The organism is Streptomyces sp. NPDC001890 (assembly GCF_042891445.1).
GTDB lineage: Bacteria > Actinomycetota > Actinomycetes > Streptomycetales > Streptomycetaceae > Streptomyces.
Window position 1 is genome coordinate 58,000 of sequence record NZ_JBIATE010000027.1, and the last position, 12,749, is coordinate 70,748.

Genomic DNA, 12,749 nt, shown 5'->3' on the forward strand with positions numbered 1-12,749 from the left:
CTGTGGGAGCTACATCCGTATTGAAGGCGCGCCCCGCGCCGCCCTCCGCCCCCGCCGGGCGCACGGTCCCGAAGAAGCGCTCCGGCCGGGCCCCGACGGGGCCGGGGCGCCGCAGGCAGCGCGCCGGCATGCTGATGGTGGCGCCCGCGCTGCTGCATGCCTCACTCTGGATCGGCCTGCCGGTCCTCGCATCGGTGGTCCTGGCCTTCACGAAGTACGACGTGCTGACGGCGCCGCAGTTCGTGGGTCTGGACAACTTCCGCGACATGCTGGACGACGCGGTGTTCCGCAAGTCCATCGTCAACACCGTCGTCTACACCTTCTTCACCGTCCCGTTCGGCATGGCGCTGGGGCTGCTCGTGGCCCTGGCACTGCACACCGGACTGAAGTCGCGGGGCATTTTCCGTACCGCGGTCTTCATTCCCCAGGTGACGGCCACCGTCGCGATCGCACTGGTCTGGCTGTGGATCTACAACCCGGGCAACGGGCTGCTGAACACACTCCTGTCCTTCCTCGGGATCGACGGCCCGGCCTGGCTCTCGTCGACCACGTGGGCGATGCCCTCGGTGATCCTGGTCGGCATCTGGCAGGGCATCGGCATGAAGATGCTCATCTACTTGGCCGCGCTGCAGTCCCTGCCGAAGGAGCTGTACGAGGCGGCCTCGGTGGACGGCGCCTCGAAGGTGCGGCAGTTCTTCTCGATCACGCTGCCGCTGCTGAAGCCCGCTACGTTCTTCGTCCTCATCACGTCGATGATCAGCGCGTTCCAGTCCTTCGACCAGATCTACATCCTGACCGACGGCGGCCCGGGCAACAGCACCACGATGATGACGTTCGAGATCTACAAGTCCGCCTTCCGGGAGTTCCGCATCGGGTACGCCTCCGCGCAGTCACTGGTGCTGTTCGTGCTGCTGATGGGCTTCACCCTGGTGAACCGGCGGATCATGGGAGGCACCCGTGGCCACAACTGAGCTGCACGCGCCGGGGGCCACACGCAAGCCCCGGCCGGTGAAGAACGGCAAGCCGCTCACCGCCGGCCGGATCGGGCTCTACGTCACCCTCACCGTCGTCTCACTGCTGATGGTGGTGCCGTTCGTCTGGATGGTGCTCACCTCGCTCAAGACTCCGGTGGAGATCGCCTCCCAGGACGCCGGACTGCTGCCGGAACACTGGGCGTTCGGGAACTACGTCGACGCGCTGAAGGCGGCGCCGTTCGCGACGTACGCGCGCAACAGCTTCATCATCGCCTTCAGTCACACCCTCATCAACGTGGTCGTGGCGTCGATGGCCGGGTACTCCCTGGCCCGGATCAAGTTCCGGGGCAGCGAGGTCATCTTCTACCTCTTCATCGCCGCGCTGATGATCCCCACGTACACCAAGGTGCTGCCGGAATTCCTGATCGTCCGCTTCATGCCGCTGGCCGGCGGCAACGACATCCTCGGCCAGGGCGGCAGCGGCTGGCTGGACTCCTGGTGGGCGCTGATCATTCCCGGCGCCGTCACCCCGTTCGCGGTCTTCCTCTTCCGCCAGTTCTATCTGGACCTTCCGGTGGAGCTGGAGGAGGCGGCCAGGCTCGACGGTCTGGGCGAGTTCCGGATCTACGCCCGGATCATGACGCCGCAGGTCAAGCCCGCGCTCACCACCGTGGCGCTGCTGACCTTCGAGTCGTCGTGGAACAACTTCCTCTGGCCGCTGCTGGTGACCCGCACGGACAGCCTGCGGGTGATCCAGGTGGGACTCTCCGTCTTCAAGACGGAGAACGGCCCCCAGTGGCACTTCCTGATGGCCGGCACCACGCTGGCCACCCTGCCCATGGTCATTCTCTTCCTCATCGGCCAGCGCTACTTCGTGCAGGGCTTCGCGACCGCCGGTCTCAAGTGACCTGCTCCGGTCCCCCGTGACCGGAGCAGGCCGCACGTCACCGGCTTTCGCCCGAACAACCGTTCTTCGAAAGGTACTTACTCCATGTCTGCTGATCTCAACGGCTCCCGCGCACTGGTGACAGGGGCGGGCCACGGCATCGGCCGCGCCATCGCCGTCGCGCTCGCCGAAGCCGGCGCGGACGTCGCCGTCCACTACCACTCCTCCGCCGACGAGGCCGCGAAGACGGTCCTGGCGATCGAGGCGCTGGGCCGCCGGGCGAAGGCGTTCAAGGCCGATGTCACGGTGACCGGCGATGTGGACCGGCTCGTCGAAGAGGCGACCGGCTTCCTCGGCGGGCTGGACGTGCTGGTCTGCAACGCGGGTCATCTGATCGGCCGGGCCACCATCGCCGAGATGTCCGACGACCACTTCGACCAGGTCCTCTCCACCAATCTGACGTCCACGTTCCGCACCGTGCGCGCCGCGATCCCGCACCTGAAGCAGTCGGCGGCCGGCCGCATCATCACGATGGCCTCGCTGGCCGCGCACAACGGCGGCGGCCCCGGTTCGGTGGCCTACGCGGCGGCCAAGGCCGGTGTGCGCGGGTTCACCAAGGGCCTGGCCAAGGAGCTCGGTGGCACCGGCATCACCGTGAACGCCGTCGCGCCCGGCTTCATCAAGGGCACCGCCTTCCACGACACGTTCACCGCGCCCGAGGCGCAGCAGGCGATGGAGGCCGGCATCCCGGTCGGCCGGGCCGGCACCCCCGAGGACGTCGGCGCCGCGGTCGTCCACCTGGCGTCGCCGTCGTCCGGCTTCCTCACCGCCACCACCGTGGACATCGACGGTGGCGTGTGGCCGCGTTGAGGCGGATCGCCCGGGAGCGGGGCGGCTGGTGGCACGCGTACGTCTGCCCGGCGCACGGCGTGGAGCTCGACCACGGTGACCTGCTCTCCGGGGTGTTCCCCGAGGGCGGTGCGCGCTGCGCGTACGGCTGCCGGGTGGACGACGAGGCGGTGCGGGGCGCTTGGCTGGTGCTCTCGCACCAGGCGTGGGCGCGGCACCTGCGGGTGCTCGCCCACCGCAAGGAGCGCGCCGAGTCCGTGTCGCGGCTGGTGGAGTACGCGGGGCTGTACGCCTCGCTGGCCACCGAGCGGCACGGCGAGGCCCAGTCCTGGATGCTGCGCGGCCGGCTCTTCCACCAGGCGCTGACTGACGCCATCTGGGCGGTGAACGTCGGGCACGCCGTGATCACGCTCGCCGAGCAGTCGACCGAGGACCTGGCGCCGGTGCTGCCGCTGCTGGACGCGCTGGAGCGGGCCGCTCTCGACGCCCGGGACGTGCTCACCGGTCAGGGCCACCTCGCCTCCAATTACACCGCGTGGCTCAACGCGGCCGGTGTGGCGGCGAGTCGGGGGGCCGCGGCGGCCCGTGGCCAGGAGTGGGACGGTGCCGGGCAGTGGCTGGAGGGCGAGCACGGGCTGTACGCGCATCTGCGGGTCGCGGTCGCCGATGACGGCTGGGAATGGGAGGGCAGCACCTACTACCACGGGTTCGTGCTGCGGGCGGCGCTGCTGGCGCTGCGGGGCACCGACCCCGCGGCCGTGCCGTCCGACGTGGTGGACGTGCTGGCCGGGATGACGGATGTGCTGGCGGCGATCGCCACGCCGGGCGGCATCCTGCCTGCGCTGCACGACGGCCCGTATCTGCGCGGTCCGCTCGCTCTGGAGTGGCTCGAACTCGTGGCACTGGCCCAGCAGTTGGTGCCGTCTCCGGCTCTGGAGGCAGTGGCCGGCCGGGCCCGTGCCGAGCTCGGCGCGGGCGACGACGGGCTCGACCGGGAGCTGGACGGCTGGTTCGCCGGCCCGCCGCTGCCGCAGCGCCCCGCCCCCGGTCCGGTGACGGTGTTCGCGACCGCCGGGTACGCGGTGCTGCACCACGCGGGCGTCCACGCGCTGCTGGACTTCGGTCCGCACGGCGGTTCGCACGGCCACCGCGACAAGCTGTCGCTGTATCTGTACGGCGACACCACCCCGTGGCAGCCCGACCCCGGTCAAGTGCCCTACGCACACGCCGAGTTCCGGGATCTGTACGCGTCGACCGAGGCCCATCCGGCGTTCCGGGCGAACGGCGCGGAACAGGCCGAGTGCACCGGGCGGCTGCTCGGCTCGGACGGTTCGTCCGTGACCGCCGAGGTGACGACCGCGTACGAGGGTGTGCGCGCGGTGCGCCGGGTGGTGCTCGGTGACAGCTATCTGGTCGATCTGCTGACGGTGCGGGCCGAGGACGAGCGGCGCCTCACCGCGCAGCTGCGCCCCGGTGTCGCGCTGGACGTCCAGCTCCAGGCCTCGGGCGAGGTCCGCACCACCTGGTACGGCGACGAGACCCTGCACGGCTGGCACACCCACACCCCCGGCGCCACCGTGCGTCCGGTCTCCCGGCCGGGCCCGGGGCCGGCGGACGACCCGCAACGGGTGCGCACCCGGGTCGACTTCACCGCGCAGTCGCAGGAGGTCACCTTCGCCTCGGTGTACCAGGCAGCGTCGGCCGGGCCCGCCGTGGCCGACGTGACGCTGGACGGTGACGGGGTGCTGACGGTCTCGCTGACCGACGGCGGCACCGCACGGTTCCGGACGGAGGACTGACCCTTGTTGCTCTCGGCGACCCCGCCGCCCGGCCCGCGCCCCGCACAGCAGGCGCGGCTGTACGAGGAGGCCGCCCGCCACCGCGGGCTGACCCCGCCGCGTACACACCCCCTGGCCAGCATCACCTGGCTCGGCCCCGCCGCCTCCAACCCGGCGCTGGCCCACCGGGTGAGCGGCGACCCGGGCCATCTGGCGGAGAGCCGGCGCTGGATCGAGGCCGCGGTCAGGCTGCCGCACTGGGGCAGGGCCCATATGCCGGACCACGACCTGGACGCCGGCTGGCTGCTGCACCACCTCTCGCTCGCCTACCGGTGGATCGGTGACGATCTGCCGGACGGCGTGCGGGCCCTGCTGCGGTACAAGCTGCTGCTCCAGGGGCGGCGGATGTACGAGTTCGCGGTGGCGAGCGAGGGCCGCTGGTGGTCGTCGTCGTACTGGCAGAACCACAACTGGATCTGTTACGCCGGTCTGGCGACGGCCGGTTACGTGCTGGGCAAGGAGGAGTGGACCGAACGCGCCAAGGACAACCTCGGTACGGTCCTCGATCTGATGCCGGACGACGGCTCGCACGCCGAAGGGGTCGTCTACTGGCGCTACGGCGTGCCCTTCCTCGCCATCCACCTGGACCTCCTCCAGGAGGCCGAGGGCATCGACTGGTGGGACCGGGGCGGCTTCCTCACGAACACGTTCCACTACCGGCTGCACCAGCTGGCTCCCGGCTTCGCGTTCAACGTCGACCACGGCGACTGCCACGACCGGCGCAGCGGACACAGCGCCGGCCTGTACTACCGGCTCGCGGCACAGTACGGGATTCCCCAGGCGCAGTGGCTGGGCGATCTCGCCTCGGGTGAACTGCTCTGGCAGGAGGCGGCCGAGAGCGGGGTGCGGCCGGGGATCCTGCCGGAGGCGTATCTCGAATACCTCTGGTACGACCCGTCGGTGGCCGCTGCCCGTCCGACCGGGACCCGGGCGTTCTTCCCGGATCTCGGGCTGCTCTCGGCCCGCACCGGATGGGACGACGACGCCACGCTCGTCTCGTTCAAGGCGAGCCCCGGCGGTGGCCACAAGGCGTGGGAGACCTCCGCGAAGCACCGGGCGGAACGGGGCTGGGAGACGCTCAACCAGGGCCACCACCACCCCGATTCGGGCTCGTTCGTGCTGGTGTCGCAGGGTGAGTTCCTCGCGGTCGACGAGGGGTACAGCAACCGCAAACGGGCCGCGCACCACAATCTGCTGCTGGTGGACGGCCAGGGGTACGCGGACGAGGACCGCTACCACGTCTACCAGGACATTCCGTACGAGCGGCAGGCCCGGCAGCGCGATGTGCTCGCCGGTCCCGACTGCGCGTGGGCGCATGCCACGGCGGAGATCGCCGCGATGTACGATCCCGCGCTCGGGGTGCGGCGGCTGGACCGGACACTGGTGTTCACCCCGTCGGGTCGGCTCGTACTGCTGGACCTCGCGGAGGCGGACACGGAGCGGGAGTGGTCGTTCCTGCTCCAGACCGACCGGCCCACCGAACCCGGGCCGGACGGCGGCCGGCTGATCCGGTCCGGGGCGGCCTGTGCCCTGGTACGGCGGTTCGCGCCGCAGGACGTGTCGGTCGTCTCCGAGGCCACCGAGGTCGAGGCGAACCCGACGTCGAGCACGCCGGAGCTGCGTCTCACCCGCACGCTGCACACGCTGCGCGCGACGACCTCACCCTCGGCACAGGCGCTCTTCCTCACCGCGATCGTCCCGGGCCCGGCACCGGCCCCGGCCGAGCGGGTGGAGTGCGCGCAGGGCCAGGGCGTCACGTTCGGCGCGGAGACCGTGCTCCTCTCCCCCGTCGAACGGCACATCCGTACCGCCTCGGTGTCGGCCGACGCGGCGGCGGTGCTGCTCGGGGCACAGGGCTCGGCCCCGTACGTGGTGGCGGCCACCCGGCTGGAGCTGGATGGCCGCGTGCTGCTCGATGTACCGGAGCCGTACACAGGAAAGGTCGGCTGATCACCATGCGGGCAACCCTCTCGTCGGGCTGGCCGACGCTGCTGCGGCGGCTGGAGTTCGTGGCCTACCCGGCGGCCGCCGGGGCCGCCTTCACCCTGCTGTCGCTCGGTGTCGTGACCTGGCTCCCCGCGCTGGCCGCGATGGGGCACGCCCTCCAGCGGTGGCGGGAGGAGGGCGACAGCCGCTGCTTCACCCACACCTTCGCCGCCTTCCCGCAGTACTGGCGGTCCCTGTGGCGCCACAGTCTGGCGTCCACCGCGGCAGGCATCGTCCTGGCCGCCAACATCGTCCATCTGCTGGGCCGTCCGGAGCCGTGGACGTTCGTGCTGCTCGCCGCGCAGGTGGGCATCGCGGCCGCGCTCACCATCCATCATGTGGCGCTCGCGGCCGAGGCGGGCCGCTCGCCGCACGGCACGGTCCGCACCTGGTCGCGCGGTGCGCTGGCCCTCGGCTTCGGCTCGGCGGCCCGTGGCACCGCACTGCTCGGCGCGGTGATCTCCGCCGCGCTGATCTCCCTCGTCGTACCGCTGGGGCCCCTGCTCCTCGGCCCCAGCATCCCCGTACTGCTCGCTCTGTCCTTCGCAGACCCCAGGAGGCACACCCCATGAGCCGTGTACTGCGCACCACCCTCGTCGCCGCGCTGGCCGCCGGCGCACCGCTCGCCTTCCCCCCGCCGTCGGTGGCCGCCGAGGCCGCCACCGCGTACTACGTGTCGCCGTCCGGCAGCGACTCCAACGCCGGTACGTCGGCGGGCGCCCCGCTCGCCACGATCCAGAAGGCGGTCGACCTGGCACCGACGGGCGCGGTGGTCAACCTCGCCGCCGGTACGTACAAGCAGGACGTCGTGACCAAGCGCTCCGGTGTCACCATCACCGGTCCGGCGAACGCCGTGGTGAAGGGGGCCGGTGACGCCCGCATCATCCAGGTGCAGCACGACTCGACGACGCTCAGCGGCTTCACCGTGGACGGGCTGCACGGGTCGTCCACCGATGTGTCGGGATACCGCCTCAAACTCATCTATGTCATGAGCACAACTCCGGGCAACGGGGTGGGGGCGCTGCGGATCACCGGGATGACGCTGAAGAACGCCGCCGACGAGTGCCTTCGGGTGCGCTACCTGGTGACCGGCGCGGACATCTCCGACAACACGATCACCAACTGCGGGGTCGCCGACTTCAAGTTCGGCGGCGGCGGCAAGAACGGCGAGGGCATCTACCTCGGCACGGCCCCGGAGCAGCAGGGGGCGAACGGCGCCCCGGACGCGGCCCCCGACATCAGCAAGAACAACCGCATCCATCACAACACCATCGCCACCCAGGGCAACGAGTGCGTCGACGTGAAGGAGAACTCGACCAACAACTACGTCGAGTACAACGACTGCAGCGGTCAGAAGGACTCCAGCTCCGGCGGCCTGGACGCGCGCGGCAGCGGCAACATCTTCCGCTACAACACCATTCACGACAACGTCGGCGCGGGCATCCGGCTCGGTGGTGACACCGCGACGGACGGCACCAACACCAGTGTCTACGGCAACACCATCACCGGTAACGCGGGCGGCGGCATCAAGTTCATGCGCACCCCGCAGGGTCCGGTGTGCACCAACACCATGAGCGGCAACACCGGTGGCGACGCGGTCGGCACCTACGGCAGCGAGTACGACCCGACGGGTGCGTGCCCCCAGTGACCGGGCGGGGACCCGCGAGACGCGGGGTACTGACGGCGGCGGCCTCTCTGGCGGCGGTCGCGGCCGCGGCGCCGGCGGCGCAGGCGGCCGACCGGCCGGGCGGCGGCGCGAACCGGTCGCGCTGGACGACGTCCTGGTCGACCGCGCAGACCGCGCCCACCGCCACGGACACGGTGGCGAGCGTCGGCCTGACCGACGGCACCTGCGTCGCCAACGTACGGCTCTCGGCGGGCGGAACCGTCCGGCTGCGTTACGGGAACGCCTTCGGCACGGCCCCGGTCCTCGTCGGCCCGGTGACGGCCGGCGGCCTGCCGGTGACGTTCGGCGGGCGGCAGCAGGCGTGGATCGCCGCGGGGGCCACCCTGACCAGCGACGCGGTCGCCGGGCTGCGGGTCGCCGAGGGGGCGCGGCTGACGGTCGAGACCAGGCTGCCCGGCCCCACCGGTCCGCTCTCCTTCCACCGCAACACCCACGCCTCGCACTCCGTCGACGGCGAGCGCACCACCTCGGTGTTCCTGCTGACCGGCGTCGAGGTGACGGGCGCGCACGGGCCCGTGGTCGCGGTGCTCGGCGACTCCATCACGGAGGGCGTCGGTACCCCCGACGACGCCGATCTGCGCTGGCCCGACCAGCTGGCCAGGCGGCTCCCCGGTTCCGCCGTCGCCAATCTCGGCATCAGCGGCAACCGGCTGCTGCTGGACGACGCCCGGTTCGGGCCGGGCGGGCAGGCGCGCTTCGACCGCGATGTGCTGTCGCTGCCCGGACTGCGCACCGTACTCGTCCATCTCGGCGTCAACGACCTCCAGCAGCCGCCGAGCCAGACCGATCCGGCACGCGTGCTGGCCGGATACCGGCAGCTGGTGCTGCGTGCCCGCAACGCCGGGCTGCGGACGGTCGGCGCGACCATCGCCCCGTTCGGCGGCTGGATCCGCTGGACGCCGGAGCTCGAAGCGGTGCGGCAGCGGATCAACGCGGCGGTGCGCACCGGCCGGGTCTTCGACGCCGTCGTCGACTTCGACGCGGCGCTGCGCGACCCGGCGGACCCGGCACGGCTGCTGCCCGCGTACGACAGCGGGGACGGACTCCACCCCAATCCTTCCGGTCATGCCGCACTGGCAGCGGCCGTAGACCGCCGAAATCTCCTGTGAGGGCCGCATGACGAACCCGGGCACCACTCCAGGCACCACCCGCCGCACCGTTCTCGTCGGTGCCGCGGCTCTCGGCGCGGCCGCCGCGCTGCCGCTGACGCTCACCGCCGCCGCGTCCACCGCGCACGCGGCGGACGGGCCCACCGTCATCGACGACGCCACCGCCCTGCGCACCCGCTGGCACACCCTGCTCACCGGTGGCCCCGGCCTCGACCTGACGGACCCGCAGATCGCCGCGGCCGTGGCCAGGATCGGCAAGGCCGCGACCACCTCGGCCAAGGGCCTCGACCCGGCCCGGACGGACGGGCTGTTCCCCGATCTGACCAGCACCACGCTCTCCAACCACGTGACGACGTCGTTCAAACGGCTCGCCACGGTCGCGACCGCGTGGGCCGTCCCCGGCACCCCGCAGTACGGCGACACCGCGCTGCGCGATCTGCTGCTGGCCGGTATCGACTGGATGCTGACCAACCGCTACGGCGCCGGCCACACCCGGTTCGACAACGACTGGGACTGGGAGATCGGCTCCGCGCTCGCCCTCAACGACGCGACCGTGCTGCTGTACGACGCGCTCGGCACGGAGCGGCTGGGCCGGATCACCGCGGCCGTACGGCACTACACGCCCGACCCGAACCTCTGGCGGGCCGACCGGCAGATCGCCACCGGCGCCAACCGGGTGTGGATCTCCACCGTGGTCGCCGTCAACGCGGTGCTCAGCGGCACGGGCGACGATCTCGCCCGGGTCCGTGACGCTCTTTCGGACGTCGAGGGTTCGGGCGCCAACAGCGTCCTCGCCTTCAACGACGCGAGCGCCGCGGCGGAGGGCACCGGCGAGGGCTTCTACTCCGACGGTTCGTTCCTCCAGCACTACAAGCACCCGTACAACGGCGGGTACGGCAAGGAACTGCTGAACAACCTGTCCCGGCTGCTCAACCTCCTCGCCGGGACCACGTGGGCGGTCACCGACCCCGACCTCGACAACATCCGCAGCTGGGTGGACGACGGCTTCGACCCGCTGCTGGTGCGCGGCGACGTGATGGCTTCGGTGTGCGGGCGCGAGATCGCCCGCCCCAGCAAGCAGGGCCATGTGTCGGCGCAGACCGTCATCGAGGCGGTGGTGCGGCTGATCCCGAGCTTCCCCGGCGAGACGGCCGACCGGTTCACCGCCCTGGTCAAGCAGTGGATCGCCGAGGACACCTACCGGGACTTCCTGGCCGTCGCCGACCTGGCCTCGCTGGTCGCCGCCCGGCAGGTCATCGCCTCCCCGGTGCCCGCCCGGGGGCCGCTGGTCGCACACAAGCAGCACCCGCGGATGGACAAGGCGGCCCACCGCCGGCCGTCCTTCTCGCTGGGCATCTCCGCGTACTCGTCCCGGATCTACAACTACGAGTCGATCCAGAACGAGAACCTGCACGCCTGGCACCTCTCCGACGGCATGGTCCTGCTCTACACCGACGACCTCGGGCACTACAGCGAGGACTACTGGCCGACCATCGACCCGGCCCGGCTGCCCGGCACCACGGTCATCGCCGGGCGCCCCGCGGACGCGGCGGGCCAGCGCACCACCAGCACCGCCGACTGGGCGGGCGGCACCGCGCTGCCGGGCACCACGCTCGGTGCGTACGGCATGGAGCTGCGCGCGTACGGCAGTTCGCTGCACGGGCTGAAGAGCTGGTTCTGCCTGGACGACGTGATCGCCTGCGTCGGCTCGGGCATCGACGCCGACGCGGGCACGGCCGAGACGGTCGTGGAGAACCGTAAGCTGCGCGACCCGAAGGCCGCCCTGCTGGTCAACGGCACGGCGGCGCCCACGGACGCCGGCTGGTCGGCCCGCCTCGACAAGGTGCGGTGGCTGCACGTGGCCGGAACCGGCGGCTATGTCTTCCCCGAGCCCGTCACGCTGAACGGTCTGCGCGAGGACCGCACCGCGACCTGGCGCGAGATCAACCTCAAGTACGGCACGGACACCTCGGTCACCCGCCCGTACCTGACGCTCTGGCAGGACCACGGAGCCGCCCCGAGCGGGGCCGGCTACTTCTGGCTCCAGGCCCCGGCGGCCTCGGCCGAGCGGACGAAGCAGTGGTCCGCCGCGCCGCCGGTGAAGCTGATCGCCCGCTCCACCGCCGTGCACGCGGTGCGCCGCTGCGCGGACGGGCTGGTCGCCGCGAACTTCTGGACGGCCGGCACCGCGCAGGACCTGTCCTCGGACGGCCCCGCCTCGGTGCTGGTCCGCCCGGACGGGAAGACGGTGAAGGTGTCGCTGTCCGACCCGACACAGCTGCGGTCCTCGGTCGTGCTGGACCTGGCGCAGCGCGGCCTGAGCGTCGTCTCCGCCGATCCGGGTGTCAGCGCCGCGCCCATCGGCAGCGGTATCCGGATCACCGCCGACACCACCGGACGCCATGGCGCAACCCTCAACCTCACCCTGAAGAGGAGCTAGACCCTTGCTGTTCGACATGCCTCTGGACCGGCTGCGCGAATACCGGCCGGAACCGGAGGAGCCGGCCGACTTCGACGCCTTCTGGGAGAAGACGCTCACCGAGACGGCCCGCCACGGCCTGGACGCCGAGTTCGTCCCGTACGACGCCGGGTTCGCGACCGTCGACGTGTTCGACGTGACGTTCCGGGGCTGGGACGGCCAGCCGGTCAAGGCCTGGCTGATGCTGCCGAGGACGCGTTCGGGCCCGCTGCCCGCCGTGGTGCAGTACATCGGCTACAACGGCGGCCGGGGCATCCCGTACTCCTGGCTGACCTGGAGCGCGCTCGGCTACGCCCATCTGGTGATGGACAACCGGGGCCAGGGCGGCGGCGGCAAGAACACCGCGGACACCCCGGACATCGGCCCGGACGGGCACGGCTCCTCCTCGCCCGGCTTCCTGACCCGGGGCATCGAGGACCCGTACCGCCACTACTACCGGCGGCTGATCACGGACGCGGTGCGGGCGGTGGACGCGGCGAAGGCCCACGAGGCGGTGGACGCCTCGCGGGTGGCGGTGCTCGGCGGCAGCCAGGGCGGCGGGCTCGCGCTGGCCGTCGCCGGGCTGCGGGACGACGTCGTGGCCGCCGTCGCCGATGTTCCGTTCCTGTGCCACTACCGGCGTGCCTCGCAGATCACGGACGCCGGACCGTACGCGGAGATCGCCCGCTGGCTGTCCGGGCACCGCTTCCGGATCGACGAGGCGATGGAGACGCTGTCCTACTTCGACGGGGTCAACTTCGCGGCACGGGCGAACGCCCCGGCGTGGTTCTCGGTCGGCCTGATGGACAGGATCTGCCCCTCGTCCACGGTGTTCGCCGCCTACCACCGCTACGCGGGTCCGGCCGAGATCGAGGTGTTCACGTACAACGGGCACGAGGGCGGTGCCGAGTACGACCTGCCGCGCAAGCTCGGCGCGCTGCGGGGTGTGTTCGGCCAGTAGC

10 protein-coding genes are annotated in these 12,749 nt (G+C 71.6%); all 10 read left to right on the forward strand.

Annotation, left to right across the window (positions count from 1 at the left end; genetic code table 11):
* Positions 1-2: 2 nt before the first annotated feature.
* Complete coding sequence (locus ACFYY1_RS36290; RefSeq protein WP_388593280.1) at positions 3-971, forward strand: carbohydrate ABC transporter permease; 969 nt, start codon at positions 3-5, stop codon at positions 969-971.
* Complete coding sequence (locus tag ACFYY1_RS36295; protein WP_388593282.1) at positions 958-1,881, forward strand: carbohydrate ABC transporter permease; 924 nt, start codon at positions 958-960, stop codon at positions 1,879-1,881. Before ACFYY1_RS36290 ends, ACFYY1_RS36295 begins: the two co-directional genes overlap by 14 nt.
* 84 nt (positions 1,882-1,965) lie before the next feature.
* Complete coding sequence (locus tag ACFYY1_RS36300) at positions 1,966-2,730, forward strand: SDR family NAD(P)-dependent oxidoreductase (protein ID WP_388593283.1); 765 nt, start codon at positions 1,966-1,968, stop codon at positions 2,728-2,730.
* Positions 2,718-4,508: a heparinase II/III family protein gene (locus ACFYY1_RS36305; protein ID WP_388593286.1), complete on the forward strand. Its 1,791-nt coding sequence runs from the start codon at positions 2,718-2,720 to the stop codon at positions 4,506-4,508. The genes ACFYY1_RS36300 and ACFYY1_RS36305 overlap by 13 nt, the downstream gene beginning before the upstream one ends.
* Positions 4,509-4,511: 3 nt before the next feature.
* Positions 4,512-6,497, forward strand: coding sequence for a hypothetical protein (locus tag ACFYY1_RS36310; RefSeq protein ID WP_388593289.1), 1,986 nt, complete (start codon positions 4,512-4,514; stop codon positions 6,495-6,497).
* Between the two features lie 5 nt (positions 6,498-6,502).
* Positions 6,503-7,105 (forward strand): DUF624 domain-containing protein, encoded by a 603-nt coding sequence (locus ACFYY1_RS36315; protein WP_388593292.1) that lies wholly within the window; start codon positions 6,503-6,505, stop codon positions 7,103-7,105.
* On the forward strand, positions 7,102-8,181 hold the full coding sequence (locus ACFYY1_RS36320; protein ID WP_388593295.1) for a DUF1565 domain-containing protein: 1,080 nt from the start codon (positions 7,102-7,104) through the stop codon (positions 8,179-8,181). Before ACFYY1_RS36315 ends, ACFYY1_RS36320 begins: the two co-directional genes overlap by 4 nt.
* On the forward strand, positions 8,178-9,329 hold the full coding sequence (locus tag ACFYY1_RS36325) for an SGNH/GDSL hydrolase family protein (RefSeq protein ID WP_388593296.1): 1,152 nt from the start codon (positions 8,178-8,180) through the stop codon (positions 9,327-9,329). Before ACFYY1_RS36320 ends, ACFYY1_RS36325 begins: the two co-directional genes overlap by 4 nt.
* Positions 9,330-9,336: 7 nt before the next feature.
* Positions 9,337-11,769: a polysaccharide lyase 8 family protein gene (locus tag ACFYY1_RS36330; protein WP_388593298.1), complete on the forward strand. Its 2,433-nt coding sequence runs from the start codon at positions 9,337-9,339 to the stop codon at positions 11,767-11,769.
* A 4-nt stretch (positions 11,770-11,773) separates the two neighbouring features.
* On the forward strand, positions 11,774-12,748 hold the full coding sequence (locus ACFYY1_RS36335; RefSeq protein WP_388593299.1) for an acetylxylan esterase: 975 nt from the start codon (positions 11,774-11,776) through the stop codon (positions 12,746-12,748).
* The last annotated feature ends 1 nt before the right edge of the window (position 12,749 follow it).

What these genes read in the sequence shown, in the direction of transcription:
- ACFYY1_RS36320 (WP_388593295.1), top strand. Translation starts at nt 7,102, where the DNA reads ATGAGCCGTGTACTGCGCACCACCCTCGTCGCCGCGCTGGCCGCCGGC.
- ACFYY1_RS36315 (WP_388593292.1), top strand. Translation starts at nt 6,503, where the DNA reads ATGCGGGCAACCCTCTCGTCGGGCTGGCCGACGCTGCTGCGGCGGCTG.
- ACFYY1_RS36330 (WP_388593298.1), top strand. Translation starts at nt 9,337, where the DNA reads ATGACGAACCCGGGCACCACTCCAGGCACCACCCGCCGCACCGTTCTC.
- ACFYY1_RS36300 (WP_388593283.1), top strand. Translation starts at nt 1,966, where the DNA reads ATGTCTGCTGATCTCAACGGCTCCCGCGCACTGGTGACAGGGGCGGGC.